The organism is Citrobacter sp. Cb041, assembly GCF_030336655.1.
GTDB classification, from domain to species: domain Bacteria; phylum Pseudomonadota; class Gammaproteobacteria; order Enterobacterales; family Enterobacteriaceae; genus Citrobacter; species Citrobacter braakii.
Genome location: NZ_JAOWDD010000041.1, coordinates 118,635 through 143,807 on the forward strand (window position 1 = coordinate 118,635; position 25,173 = coordinate 143,807).

Sequence of the window (25,173 nt, forward strand, 5' to 3'; positions counted from 1 at the left end):
ACGTGCGATTCCCCAACCAACGTTTAGCGCAGCTGTTTGGCATGCTGCAAAACGAAGCGCTTCCACAGGACGAGCTGGCGCAGCGGTTGTCGGTTTCCACACGCACCGTACGGGCGGATATCACTGCGCTAAACGCGCTGCTCACCCAGTACGGCGCGCAGTTTGTCCTCAGCCGGGGTAACGGTTATCAACTCAAAATTGACGACCCGGCACGTTTTCATGCCCTGCAAACGCAGCGACCAGACGCGTTGCTGCGCATCCCGCGCACCAGCCAGGAGCGGGTGCACTGGCTGGTGGTTCGTTTTCTGACGTCGGCCTTTTCGCTGAAGCTGGAGGATTTGGCTGATGAATGGTTTATCAGCCGCGCGACGCTGCAAAACGATATGGCTGAGGTGCGCGAGCATCTGCAACGTTATCATCTGACGCTGGAAACGCGCCCCCGTCACGGTATGAAGCTGTTTGGCAGCGAGATGGCGATCCGCGCCTGTTTGACCGATCTGCTATGGACGCTGGCGCAGCAGGATCCACAGCACCCGCTAGTGACGCAAGAGGCACTAAATGCCGGGATCCCTGAACAGCTACAACCTGTTTTGCAGGATATTTTTGCCCGTTTTCACATTCGCCTGACCGATGAGGGTGAGCTGTTTTTGCGGTTGTACTGCGCGGTGGCGGTACGGCGGATTAGCGAAGGGTATCCCCTCCCGGAATTTGCCGCAGAAGAAGCCGAGCAATCGGTGTGCCTGGCCACGCGGGAAATCGCAGCGGTATTGCACCGACTGGCGGATAAACCGCTTACCGTTTCCGAAGAGAACTGGCTGCAGGTGCATATCGCCGCCCGCCAGGTACAAGAGAGCGCCCCCAGCGCCATCAATGCGGATGATGACGAAGCGCTGGTCAATTACATCCTGCGGTTTATCAACAGCCAGTACAACTACAACCTGTTGAATGACAAACAGTTACATGCTGACCTGCTGACGCATATTAAGACGATGATCACCCGGGTGCGTTACCAGATAATGATCCCCAATCCGCTACTGGAAAATATTAAACAGCACTACCCGATGGCGTGGGACATGACGCTGGCCGCCGTCTCGGGATGGGGAAAATATACGCCGTACACCATCAGTGAAAATGAGATTGGCTTCCTTGTGCTGCATATTGGCGTCGGGCTGGAGCGTAGTTACAACATCGGTTACCAGAGGCAGCCGAAAGTTCTGCTGGTATGCGATGCTGGAAATGCGATGGCGCGGATGATTGAAGCGGTGCTGGCGCGTAAGTATCCGCAGATAGAAATCGTCGATACTGTGACGCTACGCGACTACGAACAGCGGGAAAGCATCAGCGAAGATTTCGTCATCTCTACCGCGCGGATTGGTGAAAAAGATAAGCCTGTGGTGATGATTGCACCGTTCCCTACCGATTATCAACTGGAGCAAATTGGCAAACTGGTGCTGGTCGACAGAACCCGTCCGTGGATGTTGAACAAATTCTTCGATGCCGCCCATTTTCGTGTGATCGACGAGCCAATGGATCAACAAACGTTGTTCAACGTTTTATGTCGCCAGTTGCAGGATGAAGGCTTTGTCGATGCGGAGTTTCTTGATTCGGTGGTTGAACGTGAGGCCATCGTCAGCACCATGCTGGGTGACAGCATTGCCCTGCCGCACGCCCTCGGTCTGCTGGCAAAGAAAACGGTGGTCTACACCATCCTCGCCCCGCGGGGTATCGCCTGGGGGGATGAAACGGCGCATGTGATCTTCCTGCTCGCCATCAGCAAAAGCGAATACGAAGAAGCGATGGCGATCTACGATATTTTCGTCACCTTCCTGCGCGAGCGGGCGATGACGCGACTCTGCGCATGCCGGAATTTCAGCGAGTTCAAAACGGTTGCAATGGAGTGTGTGAGCCGTTTTTGAGAGGCGTTTTTCAGAAATGAAAGTAATGCCACTGTAATGCATTACACGTCTTTTTTCTCTGGAGGCATAATGGCCACGCTTAACGTCCGTCTGGTTGAGCTATGAGCTGGTTTTTGATCCTCGAGCGTTAAAAGAGTTCAGTTTGGATATGGAAAAATATTGTATGGAAAGCCTGTTTTCGAACTGATTCCACTTTCGCCGTTGGGTGAGCCTTCGCACTATAAGGGGTTTGGCGGGATAAGATAGCCTGAATGCGATACCAGAAGAGTAATACCCCTCCAATAATAAAAAATAATCTGATAACATCACTATATTATTAACAGAGTTATTTATATGGATTATATAAAATGGATATTTATTAGTTATGGCTATTCCTGCTTACCTTTGGCTAAAAGATGATGGTGGTGCTGATTTAAAAGGTAGTGTTGATGTTCATAATCGTGAGGGGAGTATCGAAGTTATAGGTTTTGGTCATGGTCTTTTCCTTCCAACAGACAACAACACGGGAAAGATAACCGGAACAAGAATTCATTCTTCTATAACCTTTGAAAAATAGTTCGATTATTCAAGTCCATACCTTTATAAAGCAGTAGCAACAGGCCAGACGCTGAAATCAGCAGAATTTAAATGGTATAAAATTAATGATGCAGGCCAGGAGGTTGAATATTTTAATATGTTTCTTCAGAGTGTGAAAGTTGTTTCTGTTTGCCCTGTGATGCATGACTGTAAAAATCCAGCTATGGAAAAACACAATCATATTGAAGCTGTCTCTTTACGTTATGAGAAAATAACGTGGAAGCATTGTGACGGGAATATTATTTTTTCTGATTCATGGAATGATAGATGATCAGATGTACGTTCTATTTAAACGGTGGTAGCCTTTCAACGCTAAGTTGTCCGGGCGTGGGTTTTTTCCCCGCTTATTCAGGAAACTCGGGGCTACATCGTAATAACCCAGATTCGACAAATGTAAAAAATATCGGGCCATTACCGCCTGGGAAATATTATATCGTAAGCCGTCCTCTTGGTGGAATAAGAACAATGGTTTATGACTATTTTTCTTCACAAATAAGCGGTTCAGATCGTGATGTCTGGTTTGCTCTTTTTCGTGAAGATGGGCAGGTCGATGACATCACATTTTTCGAATCAGTTTCACGTGGACAATTCAGGTTACATCCTGCAGGATATGAGGGAGTAAGTAATGGATGTATTACTCTTCCTGGTAAATCACACTACATGCTCTTAAGAGATGCTCTCTTAAGCGAACATAATGCAGTAATGAAGGTGACATCATCATTAACTGCATATGGAACTATACAGGTATATTAATGAAAGCATATCATTTTGTTATTTTCTGGATTGCTCCAATGTTGAGTTGGGCTGCATTTATGTTTTTGTTGTATTTTTGTCTTCCATTCGGTGATTTACTTGAAAAATACAATGAATACCTCGGTGACATAGGTGGTGAGAGTTGGGATAATCGCATCAGTGAAATAGTTATTTTTGGCTCGGCGTTTATAAATTGTATTTTTATCTGGTGTGTGGCTAAATTTATAATATATCATCGGAATAAAAATAGTTAACATCTCTGATGAACCGCGTTACCGCAAATGATGTACAACCTGGTTGCTGCTTCCGCGCCAGATCAGTGCCGGGTCTTTGAGATCCTGCACGTATTTGCCATCGACCAACACGTTGATGAGATCCACCACCTGCATTTGCGCGGCGTTGAGTTCATCGAGCTTGTAGCCGGTCCACACCCAGATGTCTTTTCCCGGACACTCAGCGCGAATGCGCTGCACCAGTTGCAGAATATCCGGCACGTTTTGTGGATGCAGCGGATCGCCGCCGGAGAGCGAGATCCCCTGACGGTGAATACGCGTGTCGTTCAGATCGGCAATGATCTTGTCTTCCATCTCTTTGCTAAACGGCTGGCCGGAGTTCAGCCGCCAGGTGCTTTTGTTATAGCAACCGGGGCATTCATGCACGCATCCGGAAACAAACAGCGTGCAGCGAGTGCCGGGACCGTTAACGATGTCGACAGGGTAATACTGATGGTAATTCATTTTCGCTTCTCATCCGTTTATCAATTCGCGCCATAGCTGCGTTCGTGCGCCCGAGTCACTTACTTATGTAAGCTCCCCGGGACTTACTCATTTGCTGCCTTGCTATGACGTGAATTGCGTTGCGGAAATAATGGCCCGAAAAGCGTCGCATCGCCGGGCAATAAAATCGTCTAAATTAACCGATCTGTCCGTTACCTAAATGCTTAACGCGGCGCTTCACTTCTTCCTGCTTACCGGCGTTAAACGGACGAGCGTCCGGGCTGCCTAAGTAACCGCAGACGCGGCGGGTGACCGATACGCGCGCGGCGTCGTGGTTGCCACATTTCGGGCAGGTAAAGCCTTTGCTGGTGCACTCAAATTCACCGGTAAAGCCGCACTCGTAGCATTCATCGATTGGCGTGTTGGTCCCGTAATACGGCACGTGCTGATAGCTGTAATCCCAGACGTCTTCCAGCGCTTTCAGGTTGTGCTGAATATTCGGGTATTCGCCGTAGCAAATGAAGCCCCCGCTTGCCAGCGGCGGGTACGGCGCTTCGAAATCGATCTTGTCGTACGGGTTAACCTTCTTCTCCACGTCGAGGTGGAAGCTGTTGGTGTAGTAGCCTTTGTCGGTCACGCCCGGGACCACGCCAAATTCGGCGGTATCCAGACGGCAGAAACGGTCGCACAGGTTTTCACTTGGCGTGCTGTACAGGCTAAAGCCGTAGCCAGTTTCGTCTTTCCACTGATCGACCGCTTGACGCAGGCGTTCCACAATGGCGATACCTTTGGCGCGCAGCTGCTCGCTGTCATACACATGCTTGTCGCCAAACAGCGCATTGATGGTTTCGTGAATACCGATGTAGCCCAGAGAGATGGATGCACGACCATTTTTAAAGATTTCTGACACGTCATCGTCCGCTTTCAGACGCACGCCGCAGGCCCCTTCCATATACAGAATTGGCGCCACGCGGGCCTTCACGCCTTCCAGGCGCGCAATGCGGGTCATCAGCGCTTTACGCGCCAGCACCAGACGATCGTCGAGCAGTTTCCAGAAGGTGGCTTCATCGCCATGTGCTTCCAGCGCGATACGCGGCAGGTTAAGGCTGATAACGCCGAGGTTGTTACGCCCGTCGTGAATCTGTTCGCCGTTCTCGTTTTCCCACACGCCGAGGAAGCTGCGACAGCCCATTGGCGTTTTGAACGAGCCGGTCACTTTGACCACCTGATCGTAGTTCAGGATGTCCGGATACATACGCTTGCTCGCGCACTCCAGTGCCAGCTGCTTGATGTCGTAGTTCGGATCGCCAAACTTGTGGTTCAGACCGTCACGAATCGCGAACACCAGTTTCGGGAACACCGCGGTTTTACGATTTTTACCCAGGCCGGCAATACGGTTACGCAGAATGGACTGCTGGATCAAACGCGATTCCCAACTGGTTCCCAGACCAAAACCAAAGGTCACGAACGGCGTCTGACCGTTGGCGGTATGCAGGGTGTTCACTTCATACTCGAGAGACTGGAATGCGTCGTAGCACTCTTTCTCGGTACGGGAATGGGCATAACCGTCGGCGTCCGGGATCTGCCACTCTTCAGCGGTTTTACGATGTTTATTAAAGCTCTCGGTAACGAACGGCGCGAGAACTTCATCAATACGGTTAATGGTGGTGCCGCCATAAATATGGCTGGCGACCTGCGCGATAATTTGCGCGGTGACGGCGGTCGCGGTAGAGATGGATTTTGGCGGTTCAATCTCCGCGTTACCCATCTTAAAGCCCTGCGTCAGCATGCCTTTCAGGTCGATCAGCATGCAGTTAAACATTGGGAAGAACGGAGAGTAGTCGAGATCGTGATAGTGAATATCACCACGCTCGTGCGCCTGGACGACATCACGCGGCAGCAGGTGCTGACGCGCATAGTGTTTGGCAACGATACCGGCCAGCAGGTCGCGCTGGGTCGGGATCACCTTGCTGTCTTTGTTGGCATTTTCATTCAGCAGAGCAGAGTTGGTTTGCTCAACCAGACCACGAATTTCCTGGTTCAGACGGCCACGTTTTTCACGCTGGATATCACGGTCGTGGCGATATTCGATGTACGCACGGGCGAGTTGTTTGTACGGGCCAGACATTAGCTGGTTTTCTACCGCTGTCTGGATCTCGTTGATATCGACCTTGCTGCGCTCATTCATCTGGCTACTAACGACTTCTGCGACGGTGGCACAGTAATCTGCGTCATCGACTCCCGCTGCTTTAGCTGCACGCAGAATGGCTTCTTTGATGCGCTCTGATTTAAACGGCACTTTACAGCCATCTCGTTTCATCACATGCGGTGTCATGATCACTCCATATTTATAAGAACAGGTTATCCACAGAGGTTGGGGAGGCCATCAGGGCTTTATTCATCTCTATTGCCAATGACTTCCCGCAATCCTGACCCACTTTATCCACAATTCCAACGTGAAGCGGTGCACTGTAGTTGTAGCAATTGTAGTCGATTAATACAACATATTGGGTCGGCGTGCATTTTAAGTTCTATATGTAGTGATTTGCATCAAGGATGTTTACGATTTATTTGATGTAGCGCAAAGTAAAAATCGGAGCGTACAGATGACGGGCACTACAGCCGATTGTAAATTGTGGGCAGAAAATTCTGATTAATTATTCAACAAAAACAGAAAGGTAAGCTGGGCGTATGCATCAAAGCCCGGCAGCGTTATGCGTACCGGGCCTGAACATAATTGCAAGCTATTTTTGCAACCACCAGACGGCTTCAAAAGGACGCAGCGTCATGTCTGCGGGTTGGCTGGCGACCTCGGCATAGTTGTGCATCAGCACCTGCCAGTTGCCGTCGGTCTGGGTCGGCTGCCAGCTCTGAAAGGTATCGCTCAGATTAGCAATGACCAACAGCCGCTGTCCTTGCCATTCACGTTGATAGCACCACAGATGCGGGCTGTCCGGTAGCAGATCCTGATAGTCGCCCCAGGTGATAACCGGCTCTGCTTTACGCAATGCGATCAGCTTCTGATAGGTATAGAACACCGAGTCGGTATCGCGCAGCGCTGCCGCCACGTTGATATCCGCTGCGTTGTCGCACAGATTGATCCACGGCTCACCCTGGGTAAAGCCCGCGTGTTTGCTGGCATCCCACTGCATCGGCGTGCGGCTGTTATCGCGCGATTTACTGGCGAGGATCGCCAGCAGCTCTTGCGCATCGCGCCCCTGGCCGTTCAGGGTGGCAAACATGTTATGGCTTTCCACATCGCGGTAATCGGTAATCTGGCGGAAGTGCGGATTGGTCATGCCGATCTCTTCACCCTGGTAGATGTAGGGCGTGCCCTGCATACCGTGCAGCACCATCGCCAGCATTTTTGCGGCCGGAACGCGGTATTTACCTTCATCGCCAAAACGCGACACGATGCGTGGCTGGTCGTGGTTACACCAGAACAGCGCGTTCCAGGCCTGATTGTGCATGCCTTGCTGCCAGTGGCGGAACAGGGTTTTGAGCGCCACATAGTCGGGTTTGGCTAACGTCCACTTCTCACCGTTGGGGTAATCCACTTTCAGGTGGTGGAAGTTGAAGGTCATCGACAGTTCGCTGCCATCGAGTGCGGCGTACTGCTGGCAGTTTTCCAGCGTGGTGGAAGACATTTCGCCGACCGTCATCAGGCCGCAGGGCGTGAAGACGTCGCGATTCATTTCACGTAAAAACGCATGCGCGCGCGGGCCGTCGGTATAAAAACGCCGCCCATCGCCGTCGGGATCGCTCGGGAAGTCCTGATCTTTAGAGATAAGATTCACCACGTCGAGACGCAGCCCGTCCACGCCGCGATCGGCCCAGAACTCGCACACTTTTTTTAGCTCGGCGCGGACCGCCGGATTCTCCCAGTTCAGGTCTGCCTGCTCCGGAGCAAAGAGGTGCAGATAGTACTGCTCGCTTTCGGCGTGCCAGCCCCAGGCGCTGCCGCCAAATTTGGAGTACCAGTTATTCGGGAGACTGTCTGGCGTGCCGTCGCGCCAGAGGTAAAACTGACGATACGGGCTGTCTTTATCCAGCGCCTCGCGAAACCAGGGGTGCTGGGTTGAAGTGTGGTTAAACACCATATCGAGAATAATACGGATGCCGCGCGCTTTCGCCTGTGCCACCAGTTCGTCAAAGTCAGCAAGCGTTCCGTAGGCCGGATCGACAGACATGTAATCCGCGACGTCGTAGCCGTTATCAACCTGCGGCGAAATATAGAACGGCGTTAGCCAGATGGCATCAACCCCCAGCGTTTGCAGATAGCCGAGGCGCTGCGTCACGCCGCGTAAATCGCCGGTGCCGCTGCTGGTGGTGTCCTGAAAACTCTTGGGGTAAACCTGATAGATGACGCCGTTTTGCCACCAGTGGGGAATATTCATGGTTGTTTCCTGGAAATACGATGGGGCGCAACTGCGCCCCGAAGAAAAGTTAGACAATTTGTAGTGTGCCCATACGGTGTTTACGCTGATAAACGAATGAGGTCAGTACCATGGGGATAACAATCGCAATGACCATTGCCATGCCAAATACCTGCCAGTAAGTCGGCTGGATGGAGAGGATGCCCGGCAAACCGCCGACGCCAATTCCGTTCGCCAACACACCGTTCAGGCCGCACAGCAGTCCGGCGAGACCGGAACCGATCATCGCGCACAGCATCGGGAAGCGGTATTTCAGGTTGATCCCGTACATGGCCGGTTCAGTGACCCCGAGATAGGCGGAAATCGCGGCAGGAACGGAGATTTCACGTTCATTGTGTTTGCGACTGGAGATGATGATCCCGACTACCGCAGAGGCCTGAGCGATATTCGACAGTGCGATCAGCGGCCATACCGGCGTACCGCCCATGCTCTGAATCATCTGCATGTCGATAGCCAGCGTGGTCTGATGCACGCCGGTTATCACCAGCGGGGCATACAGGAAGCCGAACAGCGCCGCGCCAATCGGGGCAAAGCTGCCGGTCAGCAGGTGACGGACCGCAAACGCGACACCGTCGCCGATCATGCGGCCAAACGGACCGATAAAGGCGTGCGCGAGGAACACCGCGAGGATCAACGAGCACACCGGGACGATCACCAGATACAGATAATCCGGGACGATGCGTTTCATGCGTGTTTCAATAAACCCGAGCGCCAGACCGGCCAGCAGTGCCGGAATAACCTGCGCCTGATAGCCCACTTTCTCAATGCTGAACAGGCCGAAGTTCCACACTTCCGGTACCTGTTGACCGAGTAGATAGGCGTTCATTAGCTGCGGTGAAACCAGGGTCACGCCCAGCACAATACCGAGGATCGGCGTACCGCCTATTTTCTTCACTGCTGACCAGCAGATCCCGACCGGCAGATAGAAGAAGATCGCTTCGCCAATTAGCCACAGGAAGTCGTAAAGGGTTTTCAGCGAAGGGTACATCTGCGCCAGCGTCTGCCCGTTGCTCATGGGCAGATCGCCAATCACATTACGGAACCCCAAGATCAAGCCGCCGCTAATCAGCGCTGGCAGCAGCGGGAAGAAGATCTCCGCAAAATGAGAAATCAGCTGTTCGTGCCATTTCATATTCTGCCGCGCGGCTTTTTTCGCCTGCTCTTTGTCGGCGCTGGCCTGACCGGTTGTCGCCAGCAGCGCTTTGTAGTAATCGCCCACTTCGGTGCCAATCACTACCTGAAACTGCCCGGCGTTGGTGAAGCAGCCTTTGACCATCGGCAACTGTTCGATCTCTTTTGGCCTGGCATTCGCAGGCTGATTCAGCACAAAACGCAGGCGAGTAATGCAGTGACTTACCGTGGCGATATTGTCGCGCCCGCCTACCAGCTCAATCAGCCGGTCGATGTCTGCTTGTTTTATTTTGCTCATGATGATGTGTGTTCCCCGTAGGCCGGATAAGACGTTTTAGCATCGCCATCTGGCAACTCTCTCGTTGCTGTGGCCAGAGTATATCGTCGATGATTTTTTAAAAATGGGAACGTTCCCGAAACGCAGCGAAGATCACAAATTAACGCTCAGAAAGCGATCAGGAGAGGGTGGAAGGAATAACGATTTGTCGTAGTTCGCTACGGCCATTGATCTGCTCGATCAGCTGCGAGGCCGCTTGTCGTCCGGCTTCGGCATATCCTGGATCGACGGTGATAATTTCCGGATGGAGGAATTTCATCAGCGGCGTACTGCCCACGCTCGCCAGCTGTAGATTCTCAATTCGCTGCTCTTGCAGATATTTGCTGACACCAAGGGCGAGGGTATCCGTCGCGCAGACTAAGGCAGTGGTTTCCGGGGTGATGACGTTGGCGGCCTGCTCATAACCCTGCTTCATGGCAAGACCCGGTAGCGCGGCTACAGGATGCAGTTTGTGTTTCTTACAGAACGCCAGGTAGGCTTCATGACGGCGCTTACCGGTGGTCACGTCGCTATGGGGAACGCCAAGAAAGCTGATATGGCGATGCTCGCGATCGTATAAACGCTGCATCAGGGTGCGAATGGCGCCTTCATCGTCATAGCAGACGGAGGCAAAGCCTTTGGCATCTCTTGCCAGCAGCACCAGCGAATCCTGCCAGGAGGCGAGCATGGATTCACTTATGCCGGTAAAACCAAACAGCACCACGCCGTCAATATTGCGGCGTCTGAGCATGCCGAGATGCTCTTCAACCAGCTCGGGCGAGAACTGGCTTTCCATCATGATCGGGTCGTAACCCTGCTCATAAAAGGCGGGCAGCATGGTTTGCACGGCGAGATTTTCCGAAAGCGAGTCCAGACGCGTGACGATGATCGCCACCACCTTGTCACTTTGTCCACGCATGGCGCGAGCGGAGCGGGAAGGGGAAAAACCGTGCTGATTCATCACCGCTTCAACGCGTTCGCGGGTGCGTTCGCTCACGCCGCTTTCATTGTTAAGCACACGGGAAACGGTTGATTTTCCCACACCGCTTAAGCGGGCGATGTCTTTAATTGTCAGCCGATTTTGCATCCTGTTTTCCCGTGTTGCGTGTGAAGTTATGCCAAATAGAGAATAACTTTACTCAAGCGCAGCGCAATGGGCAAAGTCTGGTATACGTTTGGTTTAGTTTCCATGGTTTATCATACTGCCATAATTGCCACAAACCTTATGGTTTTCTGCGTATAATCCGCAGCGCAAATCATTCACTTACCGGAGGCTATATGGATCCCGATCCCACCCCTCTCCCGAGATGGAGAAACTCCCCTTTCCGGTAAGCCTGTCTTTCACTGTCTTACCGGAGCAGTAAGACAGTGACGTTCTGACGTCCCTGTTGTGAATTTAATATTGCCATCAGGTAAGGCTTTGCCACGCCTGAAGGATTTACTGCGCCTGTTGAGACTGGCGCAGAGGGACTGCCTATGTTCAAAAATATTACTCGCCAGCTATTTGCCCGGCTAAACCGCCATTTACCACACCGTCTGGTGCATCGCGATCCGTTGCCTAATGCCCAGACCGTTGCCAGCACGCCGATCCCGCCATCGCTGAGCGAACATTGTCTGAAAATGGCGCTGATGGACGAAGCCGCGCTGTGGAAAACGTTTGGCGCGCACCCGGAAGGATTAAACGCCGCAGAAGTGGAAAACGCTCGCGAATTACATGGTGAGAACCAACTGCCGGCGCAGAAGCCGTCGCCGTGGTGGGTGCATCTGTGGGTCTGCTACCGTAACCCGTTTAATATTTTGTTGACCATCCTCGGTGCGATTTCCTATGCCACCGAAGATCTGTTTGCCGCTGGCGTCATTGCTCTGATGGTCGTCATCTCTACGTTACTGAATTTTGTGCAGGAGGCGCGTTCCACCAAAGCGGCAGATGCGCTGAAAGCGATGGTCAGTAACACCGCTACGGTGCTGCGCGTTATCAACGAGAAAGGAGAGAACGGCTGGGTTGAACTGCCGATCGACCAGTTAGTTCCCGGCGATATCATTAAGCTGGCGGCAGGGGATATGATCCCGGCCGATCTGCGTGTGGTGCAGGCTCGTGACCTGTTCGTGGCCCAGGCTTCGCTGACCGGTGAATCGCTGCCGGTGGAGAAAGTCGCAACCAGCCGCGACCCACAGCAAAGCAACCCGCTCGAATGCGATACCCTGTGCTTTATGGGCACCAACGTGGTGAGCGGCACGGCGCAGGCCATCGTGATTGCGACCGGCGCCAATACCTGGTTCGGGCAACTGGCGGGCCGCGTCAGCGAGCAGGAAAGCGAGCAGAATGCTTTCCAGAAAGGGATCAGCCGCGTCAGCATGCTGCTGATCCGTTTTATGCTGGTGATGGCGCCGATTGTGCTCATCATCAACGGCTATACCAAAGGCGACTGGTGGGAAGCGGCGCTGTTTGCCCTGTCTGTCGCGGTGGGGCTGACCCCGGAAATGCTGCCGATGATCGTCACCTCGACGCTGGCGCGCGGGGCGGTGAAGCTGTCAAAACAAAAGGTCATCGTCAAACACCTCGACGCCATTCAGAACTTTGGCGCGATGGATATCCTGTGTACCGATAAAACGGGCACCCTGACGCAGGACAGAATTGTACTAGAGAATCATACAGATATATCTGGTAAGCCCAGCGAGCACGTCCTGCATTCTGCGTGGCTGAACAGCCATTACCAGACCGGGTTGAAGAATCTGCTGGATACGGCAGTGCTGGAAGGCGTGGACGAAGAATCAGCCCGACAGCTCTCTACCCACTGGCAGAAAATTGATGAGATCCCGTTTGACTTCGAACGCCGCCGCATGTCGGTGGTGGTCGCTGAAGAAACCGATGTGCATCAGCTGGTGTGCAAAGGCGCGCTGCAGGAGATCCTCAGCGTCTGCACCCAGGTGCGCTATAGCGGTGAGGTTGTCCCGTTAGATGACAACATGCTGCGTCGGGTGAAGCGCGTCACGGATACGCTGAACCGCCAGGGGCTGCGCGTGGTGGCGGTGGCGACGAAATACCTGCCTGCGCGTGAGGGTGATTACCAGCGTATTGATGAATCAGATCTGATCCTCGAAGGCTATATTGCGTTCCTCGATCCGCCGAAAGAGACCACCGCGCCAGCGCTCAAAGCGCTGAAAGCCAGCGGTATTACGGTGAAAATCCTGACTGGCGATAGCGAGCTGGTGGCGGCGAAAGTGTGTCACGAAGTGGGGCTGGATGCGGGCGATGTGGTTATCGGTAGCAACATTGAAGGGTTAAGCGACGATGAGCTGGCAACGCTGGCCCAGCGCACCACGCTGTTTGCTCGTCTGACGCCGATGCACAAAGAGCGCATTGTCACGCTGCTCAAGCGCGAAGGTCATGTGGTTGGCTTTATGGGGGATGGCATTAACGATGCCCCGGCGCTGCGCGCGGCGGACATTGGTATCTCCGTTGACGGCGCGGTTGATATTGCGCGTGAAGCCGCTGATATCATCCTGCTGGAAAAGAGTCTGATGGTGCTGGAAGAAGGGGTGATCGAAGGACGCCGTACTTTTTCTAACATGCTGAAGTATATCAAAATGACGGCCAGTTCTAACTTCGGTAACGTGTTTAGCGTGCTGGTGGCGAGCGCCTTCTTACCGTTCCTGCCGATGTTGCCGCTGCACTTACTGATTCAGAACCTGCTGTACGATGTATCCCAGGTGGCGATTCCGTTTGATAACGTCGACGAAGAGCAGATCAAAAAGCCGCAGCGCTGGAATCCCAGCGAGTTGGGGCGCTTTATGATCTTCTTTGGACCGATCAGCTCGATCTTCGACATTCTGACATTTTGCCTGATGTGGTTCGTCTTCCATGCGAATACGCCAGAACATCAGACGTTGTTCCAGTCTGGCTGGTTCGTGGTAGGCCTGTTGTCGCAAACGCTGATTGTGCATATGATCCGTACCCGCCGCGTGCCGTTCATCCAAAGCCGCGCCGCATGGCCGCTGATGCTGATGACGCTGGTGGTCATGGTGGTAGGCATTGCATTACCGTTCTCGCCGCTGGCCAACTATCTGCAATTGCAGGCGCTGCCGCTGAGCTACTTCCCGTGGCTGATTGCGATTCTGGCGGGCTACATGACATTAACCCAGCTCGTGAAAGGTTTTTATAGCCGCCGCTACGGCTGGCAGTAATCCTCAACTTCTTTGCAGGAGGGTGTTAATACTCTCCTGCATTTCTCTTTTTCATTCGAAAGATATTCTCCCGAAATATTGGTGTTTTATTTTTATTGAAATGCTAACGCGGGTAATTAGTATCAAATTGCCTTCTTTGCGTTGTTTTTTTATCAATAAAACGATCTGCGTTGCAAAAATGAAACAGCGTGCTAAAAATTATAAGCATCTGCGATTTTTTGTGAACGCAGTCATCGAAATAAATTGTTACACCAGTTAGTCTGCGCAGGTAACGTCGTTAAGGAAGTTTCTCGCTGCCCGTTTTTAATTCCGGCAGTCATTTGCTCTGCAAGCTATTCCTGTTAATGGATATTATGAACTTCTGGAGAAGGACAAATGAAACTGACAAAAAACCTGTTAAGTCTGTGTATTGGCGCGTCTGTATTACTGGCGAGTCATGCAACGCTGGCACAAACCTTTCGCGCCGCAGATGTGCATCCGGCTGATTACCCGAACGTTGTTGCAGTGAAACATATGGGGGAGAAACTTAGCGCCGCGACCGAAGGTCGTCTGGAGATCAAAACATTTCCAGGGGGTGTGTTAGGCGATGAAAAACAGATGATTGAACAGGCGCAATTAGGCGCCATTGATATTATTCGCGTCTCAATGACGCCAGTTGCCGCAATTCTCCCTGAAATAAACGTGTTTACCCTGCCATATATTTTCCGCGATGAGGACCATATGCATAAGGTTCTCGACGGCATGATTGGTCAGGAGATTGGCGACCGTCTGACAGCCAATACCAAATCACGACTGGTGTTCCTTGGCTGGATGGATGCGGGAACGCGCAACCTGATCACCAAGAATCCGGTAGTGAAACCGGAAGATTTGCACGGCATGAAAATCCGCGTTCAGGCCAGTCCGATAGCGCTGGATACCCTAAAAGCGATGGGCGCTAACTCCATTGTGATGGGCGTCAGTGAAGTATTTAGCGGCATGCAGACCGGCGTTATTGATGGTACGGAAAATAACCCGCCAACGTTTGTTGCGCATAACTATTTGCCGGTCGTGAAAAACTATACCTGGAGTAAACACTTTATTATTCCTGAGCTTTTTCTGTTCTCGAAAGCCAAATGGGATAAGTTAAAAAAAGAAGACCAGGAACTCATTATTAAACTGGCTAAAGAAGCCCAGGTAGAGCAACGTAAACTTTGGCAGGATTATAATGCGAAATCGCTGGAGACCATGAAAGCCAACGGTGTTCAGTTCCACGATATTGATACGGACTATTTCTATAAAGCCACGCAGTCAGTACGGGATAATTACGGTAAAGACCACCAGGATTTGATCAAACGTATTCAGGATGTGAAGTAATTCATCGGGTGGAGGATATCAATCCTCCGCCTGAGTCTTTTGATTAATTCGAGGTGATGATTATGGGTGAATGCTATTCATCGGTAATGGATTTTCTTTATCGAGTGTCAATGTGGATTGCCGGTATCGCATTATTGGTTATGGTCGCCATTATCCCTATTGGCATATTCGCGCGTTATGTCCTGAATAACGCGCTGTCATGGCCTGAGCCAGTCGCCATTCTTTGTATGGTGACATTCACCTTTATTGGCGCGGCGGTGAGCTATCGCGCAGGTTCGCATATCGCGGTAAGCATGGTGACTGACCGTCTGGGGGAATCTTCCCGCCGTTACTGCTCGGTAGTCGCAGACGTTATGTTAATGGCGATAAGCCTGTTCATTCTGTGGTACGGCTCCATGCTATGCCTCGAACTGTGGGAACAGCCCGTGGCGGAATTCCCAATTTTAAGCGCCGGGCAAAACTATCTCCCGTTGCCGATTGGCTCTGCTATTACGCTGCTGTTTATCGTTGAGAAGATCTGCCGTGGCTCGCAGTACCAACGCCCTGTTGTCATGCTGGGATCGACCAGCTAGTTACCGCCCCCATTTCAGAAAGGAAAGCAGATGGATGCATTTATTCTCGTCTTTACGCTCGGCATTATGCTGGCGATTGGGGTACCGGTAGCGTACGCGGTTGGCATTAGCGCCATCATTGGGGCCTGGTACATTGATATTCCGCTGGAAGCGGTGATGATCCAACTGACCAGTGGGGTGAACAAGTTTTCGCTACTGGCGATCCCGTTCTTTATTTTGGCCGGGGCTATTATGGCCGAAGGGGGCATTGCGCGGCGGCTGGTAAACTTTGCCTATATTTTCGTTGGCTTTATTCGCGGCGGTCTGTCGCTGGTCAACATTGTGGCCTCGACCTTTTTTGGCGCAATTTCTGGATCGTCGGTGGCCGATACCGCGTCTATCGGTTCGGTAATGATCCCGGAGATGGATAAAAAAGGTTATCCGCGCGACTTTGCTGCAGCGGTCACTGCCAGCGGCTCGGTGCAGGCGATCCTCACGCCGCCGAGCCATAATTCGGTTATCTACTCGCTGGCAACGGGCGGGACGGTGTCGATTGCCGCGCTGTTCATCGCCGGGATCCTACCGGGCCTGTTGTTAAGCTTCAGTCTGATGGTGATGTGCGTCGCTTTTGCGCACAAACGCGGTTATCCAAAAGGGGAGCGCGTACCGTTTCGCCAGGCGCTGAAGATATTCGTCGATACGCTGTGGGGCTTAATGACCGTTGTGATCATCATGGGCGGTATCTTGTCAGGTATCTTTACCGCGACGGAATCTGCGGCGATTGCCTGTCTGTGGGCCTTCTTTGTCACCATGTTTATCTATCGTGACTATAAATGGTCTGAACTGCCGAAGCTGATGTTCCGTACGGTGAAAACGGTCACTATCGTCATGATCCTGATAGGTTTTGCCGCCGCGTTCGGTGCCGTCATGACCTATATGCAGTTGCCGATGCGTATCACCGAAGCTTTCACCAGCATCTCGGACAACAAATACGTCATCCTGATGTGCATTAACATCATGCTGTTGCTGATCGGTACGCTGATGGATATGGCGCCGCTGATCCTGATTTTGACGCCGGTTTTGCTACCGGTGACCAACGCGCTCGGCATTGATCCGGTCCATTTTGGGATGATCATGCTGGTGAATTTAGGGATCGGCCTGATAACGCCGCCGGTAGGGTCGGTGCTGTTTGTGGCCAGTGCGGTGAGTAAGCAGAAAATTGAGCAGGTGGTGAAGGCGATGCTGCCGTTCTACTTCGTGCTGTTCCTGGTGCTGATGATCGTCACGTACATTCCGGCGATTTCGCTGTTCCTGCCGAGACTGTTTGGTGTGATGTGATAAATGCCCGGTGGCGCTCGCGCTTACCGGGCCTGCAAACTATGCTTGCGTAGGCCGGATAAGGCGAAGCCGCCATCCGGCACAAAAAGACTTAGCGACGAACGGCGATCGCTTCAATCTCGATTTTCACGTCTTTCGGCAGACGGGCAACTTCCACGCAAGAACGCGCCGGGAAGGTGGCGTTGTGCTCGGTGAAGAACGCTTCGTAGGTCGCGTTTACGGTTGCGAAATCGTTCAGGTCTTTAACGAAGACGGTAGTTTTTACGATGTCGCCCACTTTCAGGCCTGCTGCTTCAACGATAGCTTGTACGTTTTCCAGCGACTGACGCGCCTGAGCGGACACGTCTTCCGATACGGCACCGGTTTTCGGATCGACCGGGATCTGACCGGAAGTGATTACCATGCTACCCAGGTCAACGCCCTGAACGTATGGGCCGATTGCTGCTGGTGCATTTTCCGTCGCGATAGTCTTGCTCATGATTTCTCCTGAATTACAGCGGTAATAGAATGTTCCCGGCCATTATAGGGAGCCGGGAAATCATTACCAACACCAATTAGTTGGCCAGCACCACATAATGCGAAAACTCTTTTTCACAGTATTTGCATTTGAGTGCGATGTCGTCAGCGCGCTTTTTCACTGAAAAACTGGACGATACTGGTTCAGCATGGCTGATGCAGTTGCTGTTCGGGCAAACCAGCACGTTATCGATACGTTCAGGCAGGCTCGGACGTGATTTACCCACCACGTCATAATCGTCAATGCGGTTTACCGTTGCCTGCGGAGCGTACAGGGAGAGCTGGTTTACCTGCTCGTCGGTCAGGAACGTATTTTCGATTTTAATCAGGTCTTTACGGCCCATTTCGCCAGACGGCAGGTTCAGGCCGATGGTGATACGCTGGTCAGTTTCAGTCAGTTTGAACAACGTCAGCAGCTTAAAACCAACCTGTGCGGGAATATGGTCAATTACGGTGCCACGTTTGATGGCTTCAACCTGCAGTTTGTTATCGTGTGTCATCTCTTTTTCTCCCTTACAGTGCCAGTTCGCTATTCAGTACCAGTGCCAGTAACGCCTGGCGGGCGAAGATGCCGTTGCCAGCCTGCTGGAAATACCAGGCGTGCGGCGTCTTGTCGACGTCGGTGGTGATTTCATCGATGCGCGGCAGCGGATGCAGCACCTTCATGTTCGCTCTGGCACCGTTCAGATCGCTGGCACGCAGAACAAACTGTGCTTTCACGTTGGCGTATTCGGACGGGTCCAGACGCTCTTTTTGTACGCGGGTCATGTAGAGGATATCGACCTCCGCCATTACCTCTTCGATAGTGCCATGCAGGCTCCAGGCGATACCTTTTTCATTCAGCATATCCAGAATGTATTGCGGCATGGCCAGCGCGTCCGGGGCGATGAAGTAGAAGCGGTTACCTTCGAACTTTGCCAGCGCCTGGGTCAGGGAGTGGACGGTGCGGCCATATTTCAGGTCACCCACCATGGCGATTTGCAGATTGTCCAGGCGACCCTGCGTTTCCTGAATGGTAAACAGATCCAGCAGCGTTTGGGTGGGATGCTGGTTGGAACCGTCGCCGGCGTTCAGTACCGGCACGTTACCGGAGAACTCGGTTGCCAGACGCGCAGCGCCTTCCTGCGGATGACGCATCACGATGGCGTCGACATAGGTGCTGATGACGGAAATGGTGTCGGCCAGAGTTTCGCCTTTTTTGCCAAGCGACGTGTTGCTGCTGTCAGAGAAACCTACCACGCTGGCGCCCAGACGGTGCATGGAGGTTTCAAAAGATAAACGGGTGCGGGTTGACGCTTCAAAGAAGCAGCTGGCGATGACCTTATGTTTTAACAGCTCTGGCTGCGGGTTAGCTTTTAATTTCGCCGCCGTCGCGAGGACCAGATTAAGGTCATCGCGGCTGAGGTCGTTTATGGAAATGATGTGTTTTTGATAGAGCGGGTTAGCCATGTTTATCTCCTGACGCCTGGGCAAAAAAAAAGCCCCTCAATTGAGGGGCTCGGAATGGGTGATCAACGGAAAGAAAAACGGCAGGCCAGCGTCCTTTTTCAGACGCGGTAAGACAAAATGTCGTACACACTGAACCATACATCCTCCCGGCAAATTGTCCGCGATTATACTCAGCTCCGTTATGGGATCAAGCGAAAAATGCACTATTTATTCATCGCAAACGGTTCTTATGAATTTTAATTCATTTTGAATAGATAATTAATCTGCTTATGGATCAGGCCCGTTCGCTGTACCACCCGCGGCGCGACCCAGACAATACTGCTACCGGCAATGACGCCGAGAATTTCTGGCAACGCGTGATAATCGAGGATTCTGGCTACGGCGCGACCATAGCCAGCCGCCGTGTGGATGAGGATAAACTCGCTATTGTGTTCCACGCTGACCACCATTTCAGCAATCGATCGGGCAGCATCAGGCGCGGGTCGTGATTGCGGATTTACAGAATAAATTTTTTGCCCTTTTGTATTTCTTATTTTTATAGCACCGAGCAGTTTCAGCAGACGAGATACCGTTGACTGGCTAATCCCGGTGAAACCATGGTGTTGTAGATCGCGGCGAAGCGCTTCCTGAGACAGGTAGCTTTTTTCGCTAATCAGGCGCTGACAAATCGCCAACTGTTTCTGCTCTTTGGTCGAGTAATCATCGAATTCCTTCATAAAAACACCCTAAATTTATCATTTGTATCAATGCGATGGCGAAATTCACCACATTTGCAGTATCAATAACGGCTCAAACGGGCGGTTGTGCAGAAAAACGAGAGCGCGCTCAAAAAAGCCGTCGGGATCCGACGGCCAACAGGACTACAGCATCGCGCCGATACTCAGAACAACCATGTTCAGCACCGTCAGAATTAGCAGCAGTGGTGCGACCCATTTCAGGTAGCGCACATAAGGAACACGAGCGATGGCCAACCCACCCATTACCACCGCTGAGGTGGGGGTAATCAGATTCACAATGCCGGAAGCGGATTGATACGCGGTGACGACCAGATCCCTTTGCACATGGGCGAAGTCAGCCAGCGGGGCCATAATGGGCATCGTGAGTACCGCCAGGCCAGACGAGGAAGGGACCAGGAAGGAGAGCAAGACTTCCAGCCAGTAAGTCACATTGATGAAAATGGTGGTGGACAGACCGGAGACTAAATTTTCGGCGCTGTGCAAAATGGTGTGGGTGATCATGCCGTTGTCCATCACCACGACGATACCGCGCGCAATGCCGATAATCAGCGCCACGCCGAGCAGATCCCGTGCCCCGTCAATGAAGGTACTGGTGAATGCTTCTTCACTCATGCGGGCAATCACGCCGACGATAATCGCAGATGCCAGAAAAACCCCAGATATTTCCGCCATCCACCAGCCGAGCACCGCGACGCCATAAATCATCACTGCAAAGGCGGCGGCGAATATCAGCAGGATCCACTTACGCGTAGCCGTGAATTCAAGATTGGTATTGGCGCGACTACCGAGAAAATGGGCACGGTTTTCCTCCATTTTATCGGCCACGATGGAAAGCTCAGGATGGCTGCGAACTTTCCGTGCATAGCGCATGACCCATACCACACAGATTACATAGCCGACGACCAGTAGCAGAATGCGCATCAGCATTCCCTGGGTGAAGGGGATCCCGGCGGCGTTAGCGGCGATAACCGTTGCGAAAGGGTTGATTGTTGAACCGAGGGTGCCGATGCCTGCGCCAAGCAAAACGGTTGCAGCAGCAACCAGTGGATCAAAGCGCGCGGCCATCATGACCGGAACCAATAAGGTGTAGAAAGGAAGTGATTCTTCCGCCATGCCGTAAATCGTGCCTCCGGCGGCGAAAAGTCCCATCAGGATGGGGATCATCCACTCTTCTTTGCCGTTCAGCCTGACCGTCACGCGTTCGATGCCGGCGTCGATGGCGCCCGTTTTGTTTACCACGCCGAGAAACCCGCCAATAATCAGGACAAACAACGCCACATCAATCGCGCCTGCGGTGTAGGTTTCGTGGTTATAAAGCCCGTCAATCGGAGCCAGCAGTACAGCCGTTAAACCTTGTGGATGCGCCTCTGTTGGGGCATAGGTACCGGCAACCGGCACTTCTTTGCCCAAGGTGGCATTCATCGCCATCTGGTATTTCCCGGCTGGGACAATCCAGGTCATAACGGCGACGAGCGCAATGAGAATAAACAGGATGGTATACGCGCTGGGAAATTTGAATTTGCCCATGATGTTCTCCGGATAGCTTGGGCATATGCCGCCAGGCGACACATGCCCGCTGGGGTTAGTCGCCGAGTGTCGCTACCATGACCGCTTTAATGGTATGCATCCGGTTTTCTGCTTCGTCGAAGACGATGGAATGCGCTGACTCAAATACCTCCTCCGTGACTTCAAGCCCTTTCAGGCCGTAAGCCGCTTCGATTTCACGGCCCACTTTGGTGTGCTCGTTATGGAAGGCGGGCAGGCAGTGCATGAATTTCACATTGGGATTGCCGGTCGCATCGATGACCTGCTGGTTAATTTGATAAGGCGTCATCAGGCTGACGCGTTCTGCCCACGCCTCTTTGGGTTCCCCCATCGAAACCCAGACATCGGTGTAGAGAAAGTCCACGTCGTAAACGCCTTCCTCAACATCCTCTGTGAGCGTAATGCGCGCGCCCGTCACGCTGGCGATTTCACGGCATTCGGCAACCAGCGCCTCGTCCGGCCAGAAGGATTTCGGTGCGACCAGACGAATATCCATCCCCATTTTCGCCGCGCCGACCATCAGCGAATTGCCCATGTTATTGCGGGCGTCACCGAGGTAAGCGAAGCTCAGTTCGGGTAAGGTTTTACCCGGGGCGTGTTCCAGCATGGTCATCAGATCCGCGAGGATCTGCGTAGGGTGGAATTCATTCGTCAGCCCGTTCCAGACCGGCACACCAGCGAACTGCCCCAGTTCTTCCACGATCTCCTGGCCGTAGCCACGGTATTCAATACCGTCATACATGCGACCTAACACGCGGGCGGTATCTTTCATCGACTCTTTATGACCAATCTGCGAGCCGCTTGGGCCAAGGTAGGTCACCTGTGCGCCCTGATCGAAAGCGCCGACTTCAAAGGCGCAGCGGGTGCGAGTTGACGTTTTTTCGAAGATTAGCGCGATATTTTTACCAACCAGCGTTTGCCTTTCGCGTCCGGCTTTTTTTGCCGTTTTTAACTCGATAGCCAGATCGATCAGGTACTGGATTTCCGTTGGGGTGTAGTCCAGCAATTTGAGAAAATTGCGATTTTTCAGGTTAACAGTCATGAAAATATCCTTATGTAGGCTGGATAAGGCTTCGCTTTACCCAGCAAAAAAAGCCTTAAGCGTTAACATCAGTGGCTTCGCGCCGAATTAGCGTGCCTTTGTCACCGGCGAGAATGGCCGAACCATCAGCCAATGAGCCGATGCCAGCAATCCCGTGACAGTGAGAGACAAATTCCGCGCAGGCGGTGACTTTGGGGCCCATTGAACCGGCGTCGAATTGCATTTCGCCGAGCCGTTCCGGCGTAACCTGGGCCAGCGGGCGCTGGGTAGGTTTGCCCCAGTCGAGATACACCGCATCGGCATCGGTCAGGATCAGCAGCGCATCGGCGTGGATTTGTTTGGCGAGCAGGGCGGCGGAGAGATCTTTGTCGATCACCGCTTCAATACCGTGGTAGCCATCGGCTTTTTCCACTACCGGTACGCCGCCACCGCCGTTGCAGATAACCAGATGATCGCGGGCGATCAGTGTGCGAATGGCGTCACTTTCCACGATTCGTTTGGGTTGTGGAGAGGGCACAACACGGCGGAACGCTTTACCATCGGCTTTGAAAACCCAGCCTTTTTCCGCCTGTAACGCGTTGGCCTGGGGTTCGTCATAAATCGGCCCGATATATTTGGTGGGATTGCTGAAGGCCGGATCGTGGGCATCGACTTCAACCTGAGTCAGCAGGACACTAATTTCACGCTGTGGGAGCTGGTTTTTCAGGGCCTGTTGCAGCATATAGCCAATCATTCCCTGACTTTCTGCGCCGAGAATATCGAGCGGATAGGGGGTGACGTTGGCATAAGCACTGTTTTGTAACGCCAAAAGTCCAACCTGCGGGCCATTGCCGTGTACCAGAATTACGCGCCACTGCTGCGTGAGTTGAGCGAGAGTTCTTGCCGCCAGCTCAATATTCTTGCGTTGGATGTCGGCTTCCAGCGGTTCGCCGCGTTTGAGTAGCGCATTGCCGCCCAGCGCCACAACCAGGGTAGGTTTGTTTTCCATAACGTCTCCTTAAATACCGTCGCGTTCCAGCGGGCAACTCATGCAGCGCGCACCGCCGCGCCCACGTCCCAGTTCGTCGCCAGGAATGGGTAAAACAGTGATGCCAGCTTTGTCGTATTTCTCGTTGGTCCAGATGTTGCGTTCGTAGCCCACCACAACCCCAGGGCGCAGCGTCAGAACATTGTTCGCGTCATTCCACTGTTCGCGTTCAGCTTCGAAGGCGTCGCCACCGGTGGTGATCAGATTGATCTGGTCGAGGCCAAGTGCTTTTTCGAGGGCATGTACCAGCGTACTTTCCTGGGTGCGTTTCAGGCCGCCACGCCCGTCTGGTGTCAGGGTCCAGCACTGGACATCCGGGCGCACCACTTCCGGGTAGACGGAGAAGGTATCGATATCGATGTGGGTCATGACGGTATCGAGGTGCATACAGGAGCGATGTTTCGGCAGTTCGACTGCGATGACGCGTTCTGCCTGGCGATGCTTAAATAGCGACTGGGCAAGGAACTCAATGCCCTGCGGCGTGGTACGTTCCGACATACCGATGAGAACTGCGCCGCGACCAATGACCAGCACATCCCCACCTTCTAATGTTGCGTGGTCGTAATTAATATTTTCATCGCCGAAATATTTAATAAAATCACCATCGGCAAATTGTGGATGCCAACGGTAAATCGCCCGCAAGTTATTAGTTTCTCGTTGACGTGCAGTTTTTGCCATCGGATTAATGGATACGCCGTTATATATCCAGCATGAGGTGTCGCGGGTAAATAAGTGGTTTGGTAATGGCTTCATAATAAAGTCATTAATATCGTGAGTATCGACCACCATATTTTTGATTGAGGCAGGAATTTCTCCGTATGTCAGCCCACCGCTTAAATGTCGGGCGAGCTCCCGGTGCTGCATATCTGCAAGCCAGGCGCGAATATCCGTGGCGAAAGCGGGGCCAAGGCGATAATCAGAAATTTGTGTATCCAGTAGCCAGCTTTTGGCATCGGGGATATCCAGAGTTTGTGTCAATAAATCAGTGAGTAACAGAACCTCAATTCCCTGTTGACGTAACGTGTTGGCGAAAATGTCATGCTCTTCTCCTGCACGTTCTACCGAAAGAACATCATCAAAAAGCAATTCCTGGCAATTTGATGGCGTCAGCCTTTTTAGGCTGAGGTTAGGGCGATGTAGCATTACGCTACGTAATTGACCGATTTCAGATCCGACATAATGCTTTTCCATCATTATTCCTTTAATACAATTTTAAAAAATAAAGAGGAGGTGCCTGCAAATAATGTTTATTGCAGTCATGGTTTTTCAGCTGATTTCAGAATCTATATTTAGATCTTATCTGATATAGAAACGTGATTCATTTCACAGTCAGGTCGATGTTTGGCATTTGTTGTTTAATTTATGAGATGGCTCTGAGAATTTAAAAAATAAAAACATGAATAATTGAATTACTACGCAGGAATATGTCTTGTTATTTAGCTGTGTTAATTTTATGTACATATCTAAATATTTAATGAATTAAATAGTGCGTTGATTTTTATATGTTTTTCTATATTTAATGAATTTTTATGCGAATCTATTATTTTATTATTTGTGCTGTAAGGTTTATTTCAAAATAAATATGA

24 protein-coding genes and 1 pseudogene are annotated in these 25,173 nt (G+C 52.1%); 10 read left to right on the forward strand and 15 right to left on the reverse strand.

Annotated elements, in window-relative coordinates:
* Window positions 1–2: 2 nt before the first annotated feature.
* The 4 genes and pseudogenes from OGV52_RS18395 to OGV52_RS18410 all read left to right on the forward strand — a co-directional run bounded on the left by OGV52_RS18395 (window position 3) and on the right by OGV52_RS18410 (window position 3,499).
* Window positions 3–1,916, forward strand: coding sequence for a BglG family transcription antiterminator (locus OGV52_RS18395; RefSeq protein ID WP_287108920.1), 1,914 nt, complete (start codon window positions 3–5; stop codon window positions 1,914–1,916).
* Between the two features lie 364 nt (window positions 1,917–2,280).
* Window positions 2,281–2,763 (forward strand): annotated as a pseudogene (locus tag OGV52_RS18400) (Hcp family type VI secretion system effector).
* Window positions 2,760–3,245 (forward strand): DUF2778 domain-containing protein, encoded by a 486-nt coding sequence (locus OGV52_RS18405; RefSeq protein ID WP_016151474.1) that lies wholly within the window; start codon window positions 2,760–2,762, stop codon window positions 3,243–3,245. Before OGV52_RS18400 ends, OGV52_RS18405 begins: the two are co-directional and overlap by 4 nt.
* Window positions 3,245–3,499 carry a hypothetical protein gene (locus OGV52_RS18410; protein WP_016151475.1) on the forward strand — a complete coding sequence of 85 codons (255 nt, stop codon included), beginning with the start codon at window positions 3,245–3,247 and terminating at the stop codon, window positions 3,497–3,499. Before OGV52_RS18405 ends, OGV52_RS18410 begins: the two co-directional genes overlap by 1 nt.
* Before the next feature lie 18 nt (window positions 3,500–3,517).
* Here OGV52_RS18410 and nrdG read toward each other — a convergent pair whose 3' ends face one another.
* From nrdG to treR, 5 genes are all read right to left on the reverse strand, one after another.
* Window positions 3,518–3,982: an anaerobic ribonucleoside-triphosphate reductase-activating protein gene (gene nrdG, locus OGV52_RS18415; RefSeq protein WP_016155562.1), complete on the reverse strand. Its 465-nt coding sequence runs from the start codon at window positions 3,980–3,982 to the stop codon at window positions 3,518–3,520.
* A 175-nt stretch (window positions 3,983–4,157) separates the two neighbouring features.
* Window positions 4,158–6,296 (reverse strand): anaerobic ribonucleoside-triphosphate reductase, encoded by a 2,139-nt coding sequence (gene nrdD, locus OGV52_RS18420; RefSeq protein ID WP_016151477.1) that lies wholly within the window; start codon window positions 6,294–6,296, stop codon window positions 4,158–4,160.
* Between the two features lie 409 nt (window positions 6,297–6,705).
* Window positions 6,706–8,358, reverse strand: coding sequence for an alpha,alpha-phosphotrehalase (gene treC, locus OGV52_RS18425; protein ID WP_287108921.1), 1,653 nt, complete (start codon window positions 8,356–8,358; stop codon window positions 6,706–6,708).
* A gap of 49 nt (window positions 8,359–8,407) precedes the next feature.
* On the reverse strand, window positions 8,408–9,826 hold the full coding sequence (gene treB, locus OGV52_RS18430; protein WP_287108922.1) for a PTS trehalose transporter subunit IIBC: 1,419 nt from the start codon (window positions 9,824–9,826) through the stop codon (window positions 8,408–8,410).
* A 157-nt stretch (window positions 9,827–9,983) separates the two neighbouring features.
* Window positions 9,984–10,931, reverse strand: a complete 948-nt coding sequence (gene treR / locus OGV52_RS18435) for a trehalose operon repressor TreR (protein WP_016155565.1) — start codon at window positions 10,929–10,931, stop codon at window positions 9,984–9,986.
* Between the two features lie 191 nt (window positions 10,932–11,122).
* Between treR and mgtL the strand changes: the two genes are divergently transcribed.
* The 5 genes from mgtL to OGV52_RS18455 all read left to right on the forward strand — a co-directional run bounded on the left by mgtL (window position 11,123) and on the right by OGV52_RS18455 (window position 17,271).
* The gene (mgtL, locus tag OGV52_RS23470) at window positions 11,123–11,176 is read left to right on the forward strand and encodes a mgtA regulatory leader peptide MgtL (protein WP_223870169.1); all 54 of its coding nucleotides are present in this window, start codon (window positions 11,123–11,125) and stop codon (window positions 11,174–11,176) included.
* A gap of 144 nt (window positions 11,177–11,320) precedes the next feature.
* Entirely contained in the window at window positions 11,321–14,029 is a 2,709-nt protein-coding gene (gene mgtA / locus OGV52_RS18440; RefSeq protein ID WP_287108924.1) for a magnesium-translocating P-type ATPase, read from the forward strand.
* A gap of 375 nt (window positions 14,030–14,404) precedes the next feature.
* Window positions 14,405–15,382, forward strand: a complete 978-nt coding sequence (locus OGV52_RS18445) for a TRAP transporter substrate-binding protein (RefSeq protein WP_016151488.1) — start codon at window positions 14,405–14,407, stop codon at window positions 15,380–15,382.
* Window positions 15,383–15,444: 62 nt separating this feature from the next.
* Window positions 15,445–15,954, forward strand: coding sequence for a TRAP transporter small permease (locus tag OGV52_RS18450; RefSeq protein WP_047499903.1), 510 nt, complete (start codon window positions 15,445–15,447; stop codon window positions 15,952–15,954).
* Between the two features lie 30 nt (window positions 15,955–15,984).
* Complete coding sequence (locus tag OGV52_RS18455) at window positions 15,985–17,271, forward strand: TRAP transporter large permease (protein ID WP_016151490.1); 1,287 nt, start codon at window positions 15,985–15,987, stop codon at window positions 17,269–17,271.
* 91 nt (window positions 17,272–17,362) lie between these two features.
* Here the strand turns inward: OGV52_RS18455 and ridA are convergent, their stop codons facing one another.
* From ridA to pyrL, 5 genes are all read right to left on the reverse strand, one after another.
* Window positions 17,363–17,749 (reverse strand): 2-iminobutanoate/2-iminopropanoate deaminase, encoded by a 387-nt coding sequence (gene ridA, locus OGV52_RS18460; protein ID WP_016151491.1) that lies wholly within the window; start codon window positions 17,747–17,749, stop codon window positions 17,363–17,365.
* 76 nt (window positions 17,750–17,825) lie between these two features.
* On the reverse strand, window positions 17,826–18,287 hold the full coding sequence (pyrI, locus tag OGV52_RS18465) for an aspartate carbamoyltransferase regulatory subunit (RefSeq protein WP_016151492.1): 462 nt from the start codon (window positions 18,285–18,287) through the stop codon (window positions 17,826–17,828).
* A gap of 13 nt (window positions 18,288–18,300) precedes the next feature.
* Window positions 18,301–19,236, reverse strand: a complete 936-nt coding sequence (pyrB, locus tag OGV52_RS18470) for an aspartate carbamoyltransferase (protein WP_016151493.1) — start codon at window positions 19,234–19,236, stop codon at window positions 18,301–18,303.
* Between the two features lie 2 nt (window positions 19,237–19,238).
* Window positions 19,239–19,292, reverse strand: a complete 54-nt coding sequence (locus OGV52_RS23475; RefSeq protein WP_106875647.1) for a pyrBI operon leader peptide — start codon at window positions 19,290–19,292, stop codon at window positions 19,239–19,241.
* Window positions 19,273–19,374 (reverse strand): pyr operon leader peptide, encoded by a 102-nt coding sequence (gene pyrL, locus OGV52_RS18475; RefSeq protein WP_003025819.1) that lies wholly within the window; start codon window positions 19,372–19,374, stop codon window positions 19,273–19,275. The genes OGV52_RS23475 and pyrL overlap by 20 nt, the downstream gene beginning before the upstream one ends.
* Here pyrL and OGV52_RS18480 point away from each other — a divergent pair.
* Complete coding sequence (locus tag OGV52_RS18480) at window positions 19,354–19,476, forward strand: hypothetical protein (RefSeq protein ID WP_085951096.1); 123 nt, start codon at window positions 19,354–19,356, stop codon at window positions 19,474–19,476. The two genes, pyrL and OGV52_RS18480, sit on opposite strands and share 21 nt — an antisense overlap.
* On the opposite strand, the gene OGV52_RS18485 is transcribed toward OGV52_RS18480, so the two are convergent.
* The 5 genes from OGV52_RS18485 to arcA all read right to left on the reverse strand — a co-directional run bounded on the left by OGV52_RS18485 (window position 19,473) and on the right by arcA (window position 24,778).
* A complete protein-coding gene (locus OGV52_RS18485; protein WP_047499901.1) occupies window positions 19,473–19,952 on the reverse strand; it encodes an arginine repressor in 480 nt (159 codons plus the stop codon). The genes OGV52_RS18480 and OGV52_RS18485 overlap by 4 nt on opposite strands.
* 144 nt (window positions 19,953–20,096) lie before the next feature.
* Window positions 20,097–21,500, reverse strand: a complete 1,404-nt coding sequence (locus tag OGV52_RS18490) for a YfcC family protein (protein WP_047499900.1) — start codon at window positions 21,498–21,500, stop codon at window positions 20,097–20,099.
* A 55-nt stretch (window positions 21,501–21,555) separates the two neighbouring features.
* Window positions 21,556–22,560: an ornithine carbamoyltransferase gene (gene argF, locus OGV52_RS18495; RefSeq protein WP_016155572.1), complete on the reverse strand. Its 1,005-nt coding sequence runs from the start codon at window positions 22,558–22,560 to the stop codon at window positions 21,556–21,558.
* Between the two features lie 55 nt (window positions 22,561–22,615).
* Window positions 22,616–23,548, reverse strand: a complete 933-nt coding sequence (gene arcC, locus OGV52_RS18500; protein WP_131347490.1) for a carbamate kinase — start codon at window positions 23,546–23,548, stop codon at window positions 22,616–22,618.
* Window positions 23,549–23,557: 9 nt separating this feature from the next.
* Complete coding sequence (gene arcA / locus OGV52_RS18505; RefSeq protein ID WP_016151497.1) at window positions 23,558–24,778, reverse strand: arginine deiminase; 1,221 nt, start codon at window positions 24,776–24,778, stop codon at window positions 23,558–23,560.
* Window positions 24,779–25,173 lie beyond the last annotated feature (395 nt).